Annotated in this window: 17 protein-coding genes and 1 riboswitch; of the genes, 11 read left to right on the top strand and 6 right to left on the bottom strand. The window is 56.5% G+C overall.

Translation table 11 applies throughout. The annotated features are described in order from the left end of the window. The first annotated feature begins 81 nt into the window (after window positions 1-81). The 4 genes from bioB to bioD are packed head-to-tail and all read left to right on the top strand — an operon-like array spanning window position 82 to window position 3,709. Window positions 82-1,122 carry a biotin synthase BioB gene (gene bioB / locus QE396_RS10100; RefSeq protein WP_014169215.1) on the top strand — a complete coding sequence of 347 codons (1,041 nt, stop codon included), beginning with the start codon at window positions 82-84 and terminating at the stop codon, window positions 1,120-1,122. Next, window positions 1,119-2,276: an 8-amino-7-oxononanoate synthase gene (gene bioF / locus QE396_RS10095; RefSeq protein ID WP_279256756.1), complete on the top strand. Its 1,158-nt coding sequence runs from the start codon at window positions 1,119-1,121 to the stop codon at window positions 2,274-2,276. The genes bioB and bioF overlap by 4 nt, the downstream gene beginning before the upstream one ends. Beyond that, complete coding sequence (gene bioC, locus QE396_RS10090) at window positions 2,260-3,015, top strand: malonyl-ACP O-methyltransferase BioC (protein WP_047357125.1); 756 nt, start codon at window positions 2,260-2,262, stop codon at window positions 3,013-3,015. The genes bioF and bioC overlap by 17 nt, the downstream gene beginning before the upstream one ends. Beyond that, on the top strand, window positions 3,008-3,709 hold the full coding sequence (bioD, locus tag QE396_RS10085) for a dethiobiotin synthase (RefSeq protein ID WP_032670604.1): 702 nt from the start codon (window positions 3,008-3,010) through the stop codon (window positions 3,707-3,709). Before bioC ends, bioD begins: the two co-directional genes overlap by 8 nt. Here bioD and QE396_RS10080 read toward each other — a convergent pair. Further along, entirely contained in the window at window positions 3,672-4,394 is a 723-nt protein-coding gene (locus tag QE396_RS10080) for an ABC transporter ATP-binding protein (protein WP_014169219.1), read from the bottom strand. The two genes, bioD and QE396_RS10080, sit on opposite strands and share 38 nt — an antisense overlap. Before the next feature lie 33 nt (window positions 4,395-4,427). Next, window positions 4,428-4,733 carry a hypothetical protein gene (locus QE396_RS10075; protein ID WP_309950916.1) on the bottom strand — a complete coding sequence of 102 codons (306 nt, stop codon included), beginning with the start codon at window positions 4,731-4,733 and terminating at the stop codon, window positions 4,428-4,430. Between the two features lie 412 nt (window positions 4,734-5,145). Here QE396_RS10075 and uvrB point away from each other — a divergent pair, with 412 nt between their 5' ends. Next, window positions 5,146-7,161 (top strand): excinuclease ABC subunit UvrB, encoded by a 2,016-nt coding sequence (gene uvrB, locus QE396_RS10070; RefSeq protein WP_020884934.1) that lies wholly within the window; start codon window positions 5,146-5,148, stop codon window positions 7,159-7,161. 86 nt (window positions 7,162-7,247) lie between these two features. Here the strand turns inward: uvrB and yvcK are convergent, their stop codons facing one another. After that, window positions 7,248-8,156, bottom strand: a complete 909-nt coding sequence (gene yvcK, locus QE396_RS10065) for a uridine diphosphate-N-acetylglucosamine-binding protein YvcK (protein ID WP_020884933.1) — start codon at window positions 8,154-8,156, stop codon at window positions 7,248-7,250. 226 nt (window positions 8,157-8,382) lie between these two features. Beyond that, window positions 8,383-8,517: riboswitch (molybdenum cofactor riboswitch) on the top strand. On the opposite strand from yvcK, the gene moaA reads away from it, so the two are divergent. From moaA to QE396_RS10035, 6 genes are all read left to right on the top strand, one after another. Continuing rightward, complete coding sequence (gene moaA, locus QE396_RS10060; RefSeq protein ID WP_020884932.1) at window positions 8,505-9,494, top strand: GTP 3',8-cyclase MoaA; 990 nt, start codon at window positions 8,505-8,507, stop codon at window positions 9,492-9,494. It overlaps the preceding riboswitch by 13 nt. 24 nt (window positions 9,495-9,518) lie before the next feature. Next, window positions 9,519-10,031, top strand: coding sequence for a molybdenum cofactor biosynthesis protein B (gene moaB / locus QE396_RS10055; protein WP_020884931.1), 513 nt, complete (start codon window positions 9,519-9,521; stop codon window positions 10,029-10,031). A gap of 3 nt (window positions 10,032-10,034) precedes the next feature. Continuing rightward, complete coding sequence (gene moaC / locus QE396_RS10050) at window positions 10,035-10,520, top strand: cyclic pyranopterin monophosphate synthase MoaC (protein WP_008501142.1); 486 nt, start codon at window positions 10,035-10,037, stop codon at window positions 10,518-10,520. Next, a complete protein-coding gene (gene moaD, locus QE396_RS10045) occupies window positions 10,513-10,758 on the top strand; it encodes a molybdopterin synthase sulfur carrier subunit (RefSeq protein WP_020884929.1) in 246 nt (81 codons plus the stop codon). The genes moaC and moaD overlap by 8 nt, the downstream gene beginning before the upstream one ends. 1 nt (window position 10,759) lies before the next feature. Further along, complete coding sequence (moaE, locus tag QE396_RS10040) at window positions 10,760-11,212, top strand: molybdopterin synthase catalytic subunit MoaE (RefSeq protein WP_014169225.1); 453 nt, start codon at window positions 10,760-10,762, stop codon at window positions 11,210-11,212. Between the two features lie 58 nt (window positions 11,213-11,270). Then, window positions 11,271-11,978 carry a Bax inhibitor-1/YccA family protein gene (locus QE396_RS10035; protein ID WP_014169226.1) on the top strand — a complete coding sequence of 236 codons (708 nt, stop codon included), beginning with the start codon at window positions 11,271-11,273 and terminating at the stop codon, window positions 11,976-11,978. 58 nt (window positions 11,979-12,036) lie between these two features. On the opposite strand, the gene QE396_RS10030 is transcribed toward QE396_RS10035, so the two are convergent. From QE396_RS10030 to QE396_RS10020, 3 genes are read right to left on the bottom strand one after another with little or no spacing between them, the layout of a single operon-like run. Then, the gene (locus QE396_RS10030; protein ID WP_014169227.1) at window positions 12,037-12,999 is read right to left on the bottom strand and encodes a YbhN family protein; all 963 of its coding nucleotides are present in this window, start codon (window positions 12,997-12,999) and stop codon (window positions 12,037-12,039) included. Further along, the gene (gene clsB, locus QE396_RS10025) at window positions 12,999-14,240 is read right to left on the bottom strand and encodes a cardiolipin synthase ClsB (RefSeq protein ID WP_014169228.1); all 1,242 of its coding nucleotides are present in this window, start codon (window positions 14,238-14,240) and stop codon (window positions 12,999-13,001) included. The genes QE396_RS10030 and clsB overlap by 1 nt, the downstream gene beginning before the upstream one ends. Beyond that, window positions 14,237-14,998, bottom strand: a complete 762-nt coding sequence (locus QE396_RS10020) for an endonuclease/exonuclease/phosphatase family protein (protein WP_014169229.1) — start codon at window positions 14,996-14,998, stop codon at window positions 14,237-14,239. The genes clsB and QE396_RS10020 overlap by 4 nt, the downstream gene beginning before the upstream one ends. Between the last annotated feature and the right edge of the window lie 129 nt (window positions 14,999-15,127).

The following is a 15,127-nucleotide window of genomic DNA, read 5'->3' as shown; positions in this document are numbered from 1 at the left end:
ACTTGTAAACCATTTTGAAAAGTTTTAGGTTTACGAGTATAAACCGATCTGAAAATTAACAAAACCCTTTGGAGAAGCCCCATGGCTCACCACGCACGCTGGACGATGTCGCAAGTTACTGAATTATTCAATAAACCTTTCCTTGAGCTGATGTTTGAAGCCCAACAGGTGCATCGTCAGCACTTCGATCCACGCCATGTGCAGGTCAGTACGCTGCTGTCGATCAAGACCGGCGCATGCCCAGAAGATTGCAAATACTGCCCGCAGAGTGCGCGCTATAAAACCGGGCTTGAATCTGAACGTCTGATGGAAGTGGAGCAGGTGCTCGACTCCGCCCGTAAGGCGAAAAATGCAGGCTCAACCCGATTCTGTATGGGCGCGGCATGGAAAAACCCGCACGATCGCGACATGCCGTATCTGGAGCAGATGGTGAAAGGGGTGAAAGAGATGGGGCTGGAAGCCTGCATGACCCTTGGCACGCTGAACGAAGAGCAGGCGCAACGCCTGTCTGCAGCAGGGCTGGATTACTACAACCACAACCTCGACACCTCCCCTGAATTTTACGGCAATATCATCACCACGCGGACCTATCAGGAGCGTCTCGACACGCTGGATAAAGTGCGTGACGCCGGCATCAAAGTCTGTTCAGGCGGGATTGTGGGACTGGGCGAAACGGTGAAAGACCGTGCGGGTCTTCTGCTGCAGCTGGCGAACCTGCCCACACCGCCGGAAAGCGTGCCGATCAACATGCTGGTGAAAGTTAAAGGTACGCCACTGGCGGATAACGAAGACGTGGATGCATTTGATTTTATCCGCACCATTGCGGTGGCGCGTATCATGATGCCGACTTCCTACGTGCGCCTCTCGGCGGGTCGTGAGCAGATGAGCGAGCAGACGCAGGCGATGTGCTTTATGGCCGGGGCCAACTCCATCTTCTACGGCTGCAAACTGCTGACCACCCCGAACCCGGAAGAGGACAAAGACGTCCAGTTGTTCCGCAAGCTGGGGCTGAACCCACATCAGACCGACGTCCTGACGGGGGATAACGAGCAACAGCAGCAGCTGGAGCAGCAGATTTTCAACGCCGATACTGACCAGTTCTACAACGCGGCAACCGTATGACCTGGCAGGCACGTATCCATTCTGCGCTCGAAGAACGGCGGGCGGCAGATGCCTTTCGCGTTCGCAACGTGGTAGAAAACGGCGCAGGCCGTTTTCTCACCCGCGAGGGCCGGCAGTTTTGCAATTTCTCCAGCAATGATTATCTCGGGCTGAGCCAGCACCCGGCAATCGTCCGCGCCTGGCAGCAGGGCGCGGAGCGGTTTGGCGTCGGCAGCGGCGGCTCGGGGCATGTCAGCGGCTACACCACGGCGCATCAGGCGCTGGAGGAGGCCCTTGCCGACTGGCTGGGGTATCCGCGTGCGTTGCTGTTCATTTCAGGTTTTGCCGCCAACCAGGCGGTCATCACCGCGCTAATGGGCAAGGACGACCGCATTGTTGCCGACCGCTTAAGTCACGCCTCGCTGCTGGAAGCGGCAAGTTTAAGCCCTGCGCAGCTCCGCCGCTTTGCCCATAACGATGCGGCTCAGCTTGCTGGTCTGCTCGATAAGCCCTGCACCGGACAGCAGCTGGTGGTCACAGAAGGGGTGTTCAGCATGGACGGCGACAGCGCACCGCTGCGTCCGCTGCATGAGACGGCGCAGCGACAAAACGCCTGGCTGCTGGTTGATGATGCGCATGGTATTGGCGTGATGGGTGAGGAAGGGCGCGGTAGCGTCCATCAGCAAAACGTGAAGCCGGAACTGCTGGTGGTGACTTTCGGGAAAGGTTTTGGCGTGAGCGGGGCGGCCGTGTTGTGCAGCGAGTCTGTCGCCGACTATCTGCTGCAGTTCGCCCGTCATCTCATTTACAGCACCAGTATGCCGCCCGCACAGGCCGTGGCGCTGTCTGCATCACTGGCGGTGATCCGCAGCGCAGAAGGCGCGGAACGACGGGCGCGTCTGGCGGAACATATCCGGCGTTTTCGCCAGGGGTTACGCCATCTCCCGTTCCAGAGCACCGATTCGCAGAGCGCAATCCAGCCGGTGATGGTGGGGGAAAACGGTCTGGCTCTCACGCTGGCGCAGATGCTTCGCGAGCGGGGGATATGGGTGACGGCTATTCGTCCACCAACCGTACCGCCCGGCACTGCCCGACTGCGTCTGACGCTCACGGCGGCGCACGAAGCAGAGGATATTGAGGCACTTCTGGAGGCGCTGCATGACACCCGTGAATAAACAGGCGATCGCGGCGGCATTTGGCCGGGCCGCGCGCAGCTATTCGCAGCACGATGAACTCCAGCGTCAGAGCGCACAGGGGCTGCTTGCTTTACTCAACGAGACCCGGTTCTCTCAGGTGCTGGACGCCGGGTGTGGGCCGGGTGCCAATAGCCGACACTGGCGTGCGGCCGGCAGCGAGGTGACGGCTATCGATCTGTCGCCCGATATGCTCGAGGAGGCCCGTCAGCAGCAGGCCGCGCACCACTATCTGGTTGCCGATATTGAGTCCATTCCGCTGCCGGATGCGCGGTTTGATCTGGTCTGGAGCCATCTGGCGGTACAGTGGTGCAGTAGTCTCCCGCAGGCATTAAACGAGCTTTATCGCGTGGCGCGCCCGGGCGGATGCGTGGCCTTCACCACGCTGCTGGAAAGCTCTTTACCGGAGCTCAATCAGGCGTGGAAAGCGGTGGATGAACAACCTCACGCTAACCGTTTTTTGCCGCACGAGCAGGTCATCCACGCGCTGGCGGGATGGCGCTATCGCTGTGCTGAGCAGACCATTACGCTGAATTTCGACGATGCCTTCAGCGCCATGCGCTCCCTGAAGGGCATTGGCGCGACCCATCTGCATGCGGGGCGTGAAAAGAAGCCTCTTACCCGCGGCCAGTTGCAGCGTCTGGAGCTGGCGTGGCCGCAGCAGCGGGGGCAGTTCCCGCTCTCATATCAACTTTTTCATGGGATTATTGAACGTGACTGAACGTTATTTTGTCACCGGAACAGATACCGAAGTGGGCAAGACGGTTGCCAGCTCAGCGCTGCTGCAGGCGGCGCGCATGCAGGGAAAAACCACCGCCGGATATAAACCTGTCGCCTCCGGCAGCGAGATGACGGCGCACGGGTTACGCAATACCGACGCGCTGGCGCTCCAGCGCAACAGCACGCTTGAACTTGCCTATTCAGCGGTGAATCCGTACACCTTTGCCGAGCCCACCTCACCGCATATTATCAGCGCCGATGAAGGTCGCCCGATTGATTTTGCCGTGCTTTCTGCCGGGTTACGCGCCCTTGAACGCCAGGCTGACTGGGTACTGGTGGAGGGCGCCGGTGGCTGGTTTACGCCACTTTCGGCGGACCAGACCTTTGCTGACTGGGTGCAAATCGAGCAGCTGCCGGTAATCCTGGTGGTAGGGGTCAAACTCGGCTGTATCAACCATGCGATGCTGACCGCCCAGGCCGTTCAGCAGGCCGGGCTGCGCCTGGCCGGCTGGATAGCCAACGACGTGGTTGCGCCGGGCAGGCGACATCAGGAGTATCTGGCAACGCTGAAGCGGGTGCTTCCTGCGCCGTTTCTTGGGGAGATCCCGTGGCTGGCTGACACGGCCGGGTGCGCTGAAACCGGGCATTACCTCGATCTCAGCGTCTTGCCTCCAGCGACATCCAGTGGGCGATAAGCTCGTCATCCAGCTCGTTAACGTGGCCCTGGGCCACGTTACGCCCGCGATACAGCATGCAAAAGCGCTCCGCGACCCGGCGGATAAACGACAGTTGCTGCTCAGCTAACAACACCGTCATTCCCAGTTCCCGGTTTAACCGCACCAGCAGCTGGCTCAGCTTCTGGGCGAAGCTGTGGCCCGCGCCATGCATCGGTTCATCCAGAATCAGCATCCGCGGACGGATGACCAGCGCATTGGCCAGCGCCAGCTGATACTGGTCGTCTGGCGAAAGCGTGTTGGCCCGGGTTTGTCGCAGCGCATAGAGTTCCGGAAAGAGGTCGTAAACGTCACTTTTCGCTTCAGGGTCAGGTTTCCCTGTCGCCCGCATGGCGATATGCAGATTTTCATCAATGGTTAACTGGGAGAAAATCCGCCTGTCCTGCGGGACATAGCCTATTCCCGGACCAGCGAAGGGTTCTGGCGTCTGGCTAAGCAAATCTCGCGGCGGTGCACCGGCTTCGTGCCAGATGATGGTGCCACTGTCGACAGGCACTTTCCCGGCGATGCAATTCATCAGGGTCGTTTTGCCCATCCCCGGCAGGCCAACAACGCCTGTACACATGCCTTTGGGAAAATCTAAATCCACGTTCCATAGCGTATGTTGGCTTCCGTAAAACTGGTTAACTGCACGCAGACTCAACATCTTTCTCTCCTTAAAAATCTGTGTGGGTGAGGCTCATTGTGGGATGTGCAAAACTCCTGCCAGAAACCCTAAATTGATTAAAAAAGAGACTTTTTTAGGAATTTGTCCTGGATAAGCGGTGTGTGGTTGACCCCTTTGCACATCCGCAGTGCCGGACGTGATGAGTTGTGGTGCAGGATTAAAATGGTGGAAATGTGAGCAAGATCGCATCGGTTGGTTATGAATGACACAACTGTTTATCAGCAAAAAATAGCTATAAAAAATTTTTGCTGCCGTTTCGTGGGAAAAGTCGGGAATTTGCTGAGCGGCGGTCTGCACGGGCTGGAAGCAGTTATCCACTATTCCTGTGGATAACCATGTGCATTAGAGTTAGAAAACACGCGATAAGCGAGAGAAGACGCGGGTTACGACCAAATTGGTGCGAAACGCGGCTTTAGAAAATATCGCTTAATATTTAACTGGTTAGATAAAAGCAATTGCCGTAATGAAAGTGTCACCTGTTGCCATAAAACTATCATTACCTGGCTTGACAAATGTTAAAAAAGAAAAAGTTCTGGGGATAACCCGTCCTGACTGGTGTTTTATGTTGTCACGGTCCAAATTTTGACCGCTATCGCGCTAATCACCCTGCCGGTACTCTAAATATCCTGACATGATACTGGTTTTTCATCCAGTGTTTTTTACTGGCATTCCTGGCAGCAACGAGTAAAATTACTCACCTGCCGCTTATAACGTCATCAGGTTGTCGCCCATGAGTAAACCGTTCAAATTGAATTCTGCATTCCGTCCTTCCGGCGATCAGCCTGAGGCGATCCGACGTCTCGAAGAGGGGCTGGAAGATGGGCTGGCGCACCAGACGCTGCTGGGGGTAACCGGTTCGGGCAAAACGTTTACCATTGCCAACGTTATCGCCGATCTGCAGCGCCCCACGATGGTGCTGGCCCCAAACAAAACCCTGGCCGCTCAGCTTTACGGCGAGATGAAAGAGTTCTTCCCGGATAACGCCGTGGAATATTTTGTCTCCTACTACGATTACTACCAGCCTGAAGCGTATGTCCCGAGCTCTGACACCTTCATTGAGAAAGATGCCTCGGTGAACGAACACATTGAGCAGATGCGTCTGTCGGCGACGAAGGCGCTCCTTGAGCGTCGCGATGTGGTGGTGGTGGCGTCAGTGTCGGCTATCTACGGTCTGGGCGATCCGGATCTCTATCTCAAGATGATGCTGCACCTGACCCAGGGGATGATCATCGATCAGCGCGCTATTTTACGCCGTCTGACAGAGCTGCAGTACACCCGTAACGATCAGGCGTTCCAGCGCGGTACCTTCCGTGTGCGCGGCGAGGTGATTGATATCTTCCCGGCAGAGTCGGACGATATCGCCCTGCGCGTTGAGCTGTTTGACGAAGAAGTTGAACGCCTGTCGCTTTTTGACCCGCTGACCGGCCACGTCGAGTCGGTTGTTCAGCGCTATACCATCTACCCGAAAACGCACTACGTGACGCCACGCGAGCGTATCGTGCAGGCGATGGAAGAGATCAAAGTTGAGCTGGCAGACCGCCGTAAGGTGCTTCTGGCGAATAATAAGCTGCTGGAAGAGCAACGCCTGAGCCAGCGCACCCAGTTTGACCTGGAGATGATGAACGAGCTGGGCTACTGCTCCGGTATCGAAAACTACTCACGTTTCCTCTCCGGGCGTGGTCCGGGCGAGCCACCGCCGACGCTGTTTGACTATCTGCCGGCAGACGGTCTGTTGGTGATCGACGAATCTCACGTGACTATCCCGCAAATTGGCGGGATGTATCGCGGTGACCGGGCGCGTAAAGAGACGCTGGTGGAGTATGGTTTCCGTCTGCCATCTGCGCTGGATAACCGTCCCATGAAGTTTGAAGAATTTGAGGCGCTGGCACCGCAAACCATCTACGTCTCGGCTACGCCGGGCAACTACGAGCTCGAAAAATCGGGCGATGAGGTGGTTGACCAGGTGGTGCGTCCGACCGGGCTGCTGGATCCGATTATCGAGGTGCGTCCGGTCGCCACTCAGGTTGACGATCTGCTGTCAGAAATCCGTATCCGCGCGGCCATCAACGAGCGCGTGCTGGTAACGACGTTGACCAAGCGCATGGCGGAAGATCTCACCGAGTATCTTGAGGAGCACGGTGAGCGGGTGCGTTATCTGCACTCGGATATCGATACCGTCGAGCGTATGGAGATCATTCGCGACCTGCGTCTGGGCGAGTTTGACGTGCTGGTGGGTATCAACCTGCTGCGAGAAGGCCTGGATATGCCAGAAGTCTCGCTGGTGGCGATTCTGGATGCCGACAAAGAAGGCTTCCTGCGTTCTGAACGCTCCCTGATCCAGACCATTGGCCGTGCCGCGCGTAACGTTAACGGTAAAGCGATCCTTTACGGTGACAAAATTACCCCGTCAATGGCGAAAGCAATTGGCGAAACGGAGCGTCGTCGTGAGAAACAGCAGCGTTACAACGAAGAGCACGGCATTACGCCGCAGGGCCTGAACAAGAAAGTGGTGGATATTCTGGCGCTGGGTCAGAACATTGCGAAGACCAAAGCGAAAGGGCGCGGAAAAGCGCGTTCAGTGGTTGAGCCGGATACCGTCGAGCTGACGCCAAAAGCGCTGCAGCAGAAAATCCACGAACTGGAAGGGCAGATGATGCAGCATGCGCAGAACCTCGAATTCGAAGAGGCCGCGCAAATCCGCGACCAGCTGCATCAGCTGCGCGATCTGTTTATCGCCGCCTCCTAGGTAAAAGCAAAATGACAGCCGCAGGCTGTCATTTTTTTAGTGGTTGCTCTCTCCCGTGGGAGAGAGGTTTGGTGAAGGCATAATCTCTATCCCAGGTCCTGAATCGCCTTCTCCAGCGCTTCACGCAGCAGGTGACGGTCGTGGCGATATTTGATATCGCTCGCTTCCAGCGGCTCCTGCACCACCACGCGATCGCCAATTCCTGATACATCAACTTTCGGGCCGACCACCACGCCATCGATGATTTTCTTCCCGACGTACTGCTCCATCAGATTCAGTTTGTCCGCCAGCGACAGGCTGGCCGCCGCCGGGCTCAGCTCACGGCCTAAATTGCCGATGTAAACCATGGGGGCGGGCGTTCTGCGCAGAGCCTGTGCCAGCTCTTTGACCAGTAAAATGGGCATCAGGCTGGTGTAAAAACTGCCCGGCCCAATCAAAATCAAATCCGCTTCGCCGATGGCCTCAATGGCTTCACGCGTGGCGGGCACGCTTGGGTAGGTCATCAGCTCTTTTGGCGGCACGGTAAGCTGGTCGATGTTCACTTCGCCATAAACCTCGTGCCCTTCCGCATCGATCGCCATTAAATCGACCGGTTGTTCGGACATTGGGATCAGGAACGCGTCAACCTTGAGCAGGTTTCGGATCAAATTGATGGCTTCCAGCGGGCGTACTGACAGGTGATCCAGCGCTTTAAGCATCAAATTTCCAAGGTTATGCCCGGAAAGTTCGCCGTTACCGCCAAAACGGTACTCAAACATCGCCGAAGCGACGCTCGGCTCGGTAATTAACTGGTTCAGACAATTACGCATATCGCCCCAGGCGATACCCCCTTCCGCGCGTCGAATACGCCCGGTGGAGCCGCCATTATCCGTGGTTGTCACTATCCCTGTCAGCCTTGAGCCAAGTGAGGACAGAGAAGACATCACTCGCCCCAGACCATGGCCTCCGCCAAGAGCGACAACACGGTCAAGATCCGCAAAAGTGCGATTGCGCATACACATTCCTTATCACGTTCGATCTGCGTAACACTACCCTAACTCCCCCTAAAAGACGATGCCTCACCCGGCGCAAAATGACGTATATCAATGTGAATATGCTGTTTTTAGGTATTCTGTAGCGAAAATACACGATTATGTCGTTATGTATATGGTTATATAGCGTTAAGTGATAATGGCGAAGGGAAGATTTCCGCGCTACTATCGCCATAACCACGTTTTCAAATTTGAAAACATACACTCGAGCCCTGGCGCCTGTGTCGAAAGATATGGCGTCCTGGCCGTGGCGAATATGCCACCAGGGTACAGAAAGAAATGACTGTGCCTCCCGTCTCTGGAAAGGTGTACATGGCTTCACAACTTACTGATGCATTCGCGCGTAAGTTTTTTTACTTACGTCTGTCGATTACCGATGTGTGCAACTTCCGTTGCACCTACTGCCTGCCCGATGGCTACAAACCGGGCAGCGTCACCAATAACGGCTTTCTCTCCGTGGACGAAGTGCGCCGCGTCACGCGCGCATTCTCTGAACTCGGCACGGAAAAGGTCCGCCTGACCGGAGGGGAACCCTCTCTGCGTCGTGATTTCCCCGATATCATTGCTGCGGTGCGTGAGAACGATCGTATCCGTCAGATTGCGGTCACCACCAACGGGTACCGCATGGCTCGCGACGTTGCGGCCTGGCGCGACGCGGGCTTAACCGCCATCAACGTCAGCGTGGACAGCCTCGATGTCCGCCAGTTTCATGCCATTACCGGCCAGGATAAATTCCGCCAGGTGATGGACGGAATTGACGCGGCGTTCAGTGCCGGGTTCCAGAAGGTCAAAGTCAATACGGTGCTGATGCGTGACGTCAACCATCACCAGCTTGATACCTTCCTGGCGTGGATCAAATCCCGCCCCATCCAGTTGCGTTTTATCGAGCTGATGGAAACCGGCGAGGGCAGTGAGCTGTTCCGTCGGCATCACATCTCCGGCATGGTGTTGCGTGATGAGCTGCTGAAACGCGGCTGGATCCACCAGATCCGTCAGCGCAGCGACGGCCCGGCGCAGGTCTTTTGTCACCCGGATTACGAAGGGGAAATTGGGCTTATCATGCCGTATGAGAAAGACTTCTGTGCCAGCTGTAACCGTCTTCGCGTCTCCTCCGTTGGTAAGCTGCATCTGTGCCTGTTCGGGGATGGCGGTGTCGACCTTCGCGATCTGCTGGCGGAAGACGCCCAACAGGCCGCGCTTGAAGCGCGGATTTCTGAAGCTCTGACGCACAAAAAACAGACCCACTTCCTGCATCAGGGCAACACCGGCATTACTCAGAACCTGTCCTACATTGGCGGGTAATCAGGCTTAAGAAGGAACCAGAAGATGAGTCAGGTTAGCGCGGAATTTATCCCGACACGCATTGCTATTCTTACCGTTTCCGACCGCCGCGGTGAAGAGGATGACACCTCCGGCCACTGGCTGCGCGATGCGGCACATGATGCCGGGCACAGTATTGTTGATAAGGCGATCGTGAAAGAGAACCGTTATGCCATTCGTGCCAGGGTCTCTCAGTGGATTGCCAGCGATGAGGTGCAGGTGGTGCTGATCACCGGTGGCACCGGCTTTACCACAGGCGACCAGGCTCCCGAGGCGCTCGTCCCGCTGTTTGACCGGGAAGTGGAAGGCTTTGGTGAAGTGTTCCGCATGCTCTCGTTTGAAGAGATTGGCACCTCCACGCTGCAGTCGCGTGCGGTGGCCGGTGTGGCGAACGGCACGTTGATTTTTGCCATGCCCGGCTCGACAAAAGCGTGTCGCACCGCGTGGGAAAATATCATTGCGCCGCAGCTGGATGCCCGTACCCGTCCGTGTAATTTCCATCCCCATTTAAAGAAATAAGTTATGTCGCAACTGACCCACATTAACGCCGCTGGCGAAGCACATATGGTGGATGTCTCCGCCAAAGCCGAAACGGTGCGTGAAGCGCGTGCTGAAGCCTTCGTGACCATGTTGCCAGAGACCCTGGCGATGATTATTGACGGCAGCCATCACAAAGGCGACGTCTTTGCCACCGCCCGCATCGCCGGGATACAGGCTGCGAAACGCACCTGGGACTTAATTCCGCTCTGCCACCCGCTGATGCTGAGCAAGGTGGAAGTTAACCTGCAGGCGCAGCCGGAGCACAACCGCGTGCGCATCGAGTCGCTCTGCCGCTTAACCGGGAAAACCGGGGTTGAGATGGAAGCCCTGACGGCGGCCTCTGTCGCCGCGTTGACTATCTATGACATGTGCAAAGCGGTGCAGAAAGATATGGTGATTGGCCCGGTTCGTTTGCTGGCGAAAAGCGGGGGTAAATCCGGTGATTTTAAGGTGGACAGCCATGATTAAGGTGCTCTTTTTTGCTCAGGTCCGCGAGCTGGTGGGCACCGACAGCCTGACGCTTGATGCCCCCTTTGACACCGTTGCCGACCTGCGTGCGCATCTTGCCGCGCAAAGCGACCGCTGGGCGCTGGCGCTGGATGAAGGCAAGCTGCTGGCCGCGGTTAACCAGACGCTGGTGGAGCTGACCCATCCGCTGACGGCCGGGGATGAAGTGGCCTTCTTCCCGCCGGTGACAGGAGGCTAAGATGGCTGAAACCCGAATTCTGGTAGGTCATGATCGTTTCAGCGTTGGTACAGAATATGACTGGCTGGCAGAGCGTGACGAAGACGGTGCGGTTGTCACCTTTACCGGTAAAGTGCGTAACCATAATCTCGGCGACAGCGTAAAGGCGCTGACGCTGGAGCACTATCCGGGCATGACGGAGAAATCCCTCGCGGAGATCGTTGAACAGGCGCGTGGCCGCTGGCCGCTCGGGCGAGTGACGGTTATCCACCGTATTGGTGAAATGTGGCCTGGCGAGGAAATCGTTTTTGTCGGCGTGACCAGTGCCCACCGTAGTAGTGCGTTTGCAGCAGGGGAGTTCATTATGGATTACCTCAAAACCAAAGCGCCATTCTGGAAACGTGAAGCGACGCCGGAAGGCGACAGGTGGGTTGAGTCGCGTGACAGCGACAAAGAAGCCGCCAGTCGTTGGTAGTCGGTTTGCGTGAATGTGTTAGTCTTAACGTGTGTGTCTACTTAATCAGGAGTGAATCATGGACCGATTTCCGCGTTCCGATTCAATAGTACAGCAGACCCGTACCGGGCTGCAGACGTATATGGCTCAGGTTTATGGCTGGATGACGGTCGGTTTACTGCTGACCGCCTTTATCGCATGGTATGCAGCCAACACGCCTGAGCTGATGATGTTTATCTTCTCAAGCAAAATCACCTTCTTTGGGCTGATCATCGCGCAACTGGCGCTGGTCTTTGTTCTCTCCGGCCTGGTGCAGAAGCTGAGCGCCGGAATGGCGACCACGCTGTTTATGCTCTATTCGGCACTGACGGGGCTAACGCTCTCCAGCATCTTCATCGTGTATACCTATTCCTCCATCGCCAGCACGTTTGTGGTCGCTGGCGGGATGTTTGGTGCGATGAGCCTCTACGGCTACACCACGAAGCGTGACCTGAGCGGTTTCGGCAGCATGCTGTTTATGGGGCTGATTGGAATTGTGCTGGCGTCGCTGGTGAACCTGTGGCTGAAGAGTGAAGCGCTGATGTGGGCGGTGACCTATATCGGGGTGGTGATCTTCGTCGGTTTGACGGCCTACGACACTCAGAAGCTGAAAAATATTGGCGAACAGATTGACGTACGCGACAGCTCAAACCTGCGCAAATACGCGATTCTGGGCGCCCTGACGCTGTATCTGGACTTCATCAACCTGTTCCTGATGTTGCTGCGTATTTTAGGCAACCGTCGTTAAGGGTATTTCCCTTACCCGACCTGCGTTGCGCAGGCCGGGTAAGTTCCCTCGCCAGACCTCACTTCGCTAACGCTTTCTCATTCTTCGCCCGCAGTTTCTTCGCCCGACTCTCCAGCACCAGATAACACACCGTTGCCAGCGCCAGCGGCAGGAAGTAATAGAGCATACGGTAGGCCAGCAGGGCTGCAATAATCGTACCCTGTGAAACATGCTCTCCGGCGAGCAGGGCGATAAATACCGCCTCCAGCACCCCAATCCCCGCCGGAATATGCACGATCACGCCGGCAATGCTGCTGACCAGCAGCACGCCCAGCACAAAGAAGTAATTCACATCTTCACCAATGAGCATCCAGATAATCGCCCCCATCGCCATCCAGTTGGCGCTGGACACGGCCATCTGCAGGACCGCGAATTTCCACGAAGGCAGTACCAGTTTTTGCCCCTTGATAGTCATGTGTCGGCGTTTGGCAAAGGCGCAGGCCCAAAGATAGAGCGCAATGATGAGCAGTAATGCAAAGCCTAAAATCCGCAGCGTGGTTTCATCGATGTACCAGTGCGCAGGCAATTGCACCACGCCGATGGTGAAAATCACCCCGCCGAGCAGAATGTAACCCAGCCAGTTGGTGGTGATGCTGAGGGAAAAAATGCGCGTAATGGTCCCGCCCGGCAGGCCGAGGCGCGAGTAAAGGCGATAGCGCATGCCGATCCCACCCACCCAGGTACTCAATGTCAGGTTAAAGGCGTAGCAGATAAACGACACCAGCATGACCTGGCGCTTCGCGAGCTTATGGCCGCAGTAGGCGCGGCCCAGCAGGTCATAGCAGCCGTACATGAGGTAGCTTACAATCACCAGCCCCACCGCGCCCAGCAGCACCAGCCGGTTGTAGTTGCGGATAACTTTCCACACCTCTTCCCAGTCAACTTTCTGGGCGTAAACCACCAGCAGAACCGCGACGGCGATGAAAAACAGCCAGGTGAGGATCTTTTTAGCCAGCCGCCAGCGTGGATGTGATTTCGACATCAGGTTTTCCCTCCATCTTCCGCTTCAACGCGGTCCTGGGTTTCCATTTCGGGCTGGACAGGCGGATCCACCAGCGCAAGTTTTGGCGTGTGCGCCGGCAGCCAGCCCACCATCGCCGGGAAATGACGCAGGAAGTGGAACACCACTACGCTAATGCCCAGATTCCACCAGGTGCGTTTGGGCACCATGGATTCGTCCACGCGCACGCAGTCGTTCACGATCAACGCCTGCAGGTTATCCCTAAGAGTCTGGTTGAACTGGCGATCGTGGATGATCAGGTTAGCTTCAAGATTCAGTGACAAACTCAGCGGGTCGAGATTGCTGGAGCCCACGGTGGCCCAGTGATCGTCCATCAGGGCTACTTTGCCGTGCAGCGGCCGGCGGCGATATTCGTAAATTTGTACGCCACCTTTCACCAGATAGTTGTACAGCAACCGGGCACCGATTTTGACAATCTGCATGTCCGGCTCGCCCTGAACGATGAGCTTCACGCGCACGCCGCGTCGGGCCGCATTGCGCATGGCATGCAGCAGGCGATAGCCCGGGAAAAAGTAAGCGTTGGCGATAATCACTTCGCGCTTCGCATTCGCCAGCATCTTCAGGTAATGCCGCTCAATGTCGTCCCGGTGCTCACCATTATCCCGCCAGACAAACAGCGCCTGCGCTTCACCGGGGTGACGGTTCTCTTCCGGACGATGATGGCGGCGCTGCCACCAGCGGCGGGCAGCCTCTTTACCGGGCAGGTTTTCCAGCTCAAAGAGCAGGATATCCTGCACCACCGGTCCTTCAATGCGAATCGCGTAATCCTGCTTGGCTTCCGGGCCGTAATCGGACATATGTTCAGCGGAGTAGTTAATGCCGCCAACAAACGCTACCGTCTCATCCACCACCACAATTTTGCGGTGCATCCGGCGGAAAAGATTGGTACGCATGCCGAAAAGGCGAGGGCCAGGATCGTAATAACGGAACACGACGCCTGCTGAGGTGAGCTCATTGACGAACGCATCACTGAGGTCCGGTGAGCCATAGCCATCCAGCAGCACTTCGATTTTGACGCCACGCAGGGCAGCACGCAGCAGCACGCTGTGCAACTGCTTACCGACGTCGTCTTCGAACCAGATAAACGTTTCAAGGATCACTTTCTGCTTTGCGTGGTCAATCGCGTCAAACACCGCGGGGTAATATTCATCCCCGTTGACCAGCAGCGTGATCCGGTTGCCTTCCTGCCATGAACATTTCATAAGTGGATCTCCGCGCTGAGCGGCGCATGGTCGGAAAGATGTCGCCAGTTAAGTAACGCCAGTGCGGTTGGGCTGCTGGCATGGGCGTTTTTCACGTAGATTCTGTCGAGTCGCAAAAACGGGAACCGTACCGGAAAGGTGCGTGCAGGCCTGCCGTTTGCACGGGTGAAAATCTCCTCAAGCCCCGCATCAACCTTCAACGGATGGTTAGCCCGCTGCCGCCAGTCGTTGAAATCACCGGCCACGACCACAGGTTCACCTTCGGGCAGGGCATTGGTCCATTCGGCCAGCATTTTTAGCTGTGCCTGGCGATGGGCTTCGCGCAGGCCCAGATGAACACAGCCCACGTGCACCGGGAACGCCAGGTCCGGCGGGGCGATACGGCAGTAAAGCAGCCCGCGTTTTTCACTTTCACCCACAGAGACGTCGCGGTTCTCGTAATGTTCGATGGGAAAACGTGACAGCACCGCATTACCGTGATGCCCTTCCGGGTACACCGCGTTGCGCCCGTAGGCGTAATCACTCCACATGGTGTCGGCCAGGAATTCGTAGTGCGGGGTGTCCGGCCAGTTTTCAAAGTGAAGCGGATGCACTTCGTGCGCGCCCATGACTTCCTGAAGGCAGACAATGTCCGCGCTGACGGTGCGAACCGCGTCGCGCAACTCCGGTAAAATGAAGCGGCGGTTAAATGCTGTGAAGCCTTTATGAATGTTTATCGTCAGCACTTTAAGCGAGAAATGCTGCATTTTTTTGGTCATACGTTCCTTCCAGGGTGACTATCCCGATGAAAATAAAGTGTAGTAGGCGTCACAAAAAGATGCGGTGTTACGGAATTTTCCGTAAAGTGCGGTAGTCTGATTAAGCAGAGAAAAATCCTTCAGGAGAGA

It is taken from the genome of Enterobacter sp. SORGH_AS_0287, from assembly GCF_031453695.1.
In the GTDB taxonomy this organism is placed as follows: domain Bacteria; phylum Pseudomonadota; class Gammaproteobacteria; order Enterobacterales; family Enterobacteriaceae; genus Enterobacter; species Enterobacter ludwigii.
This window is presented reverse-complemented; position numbering and strand designations above follow the sequence as displayed.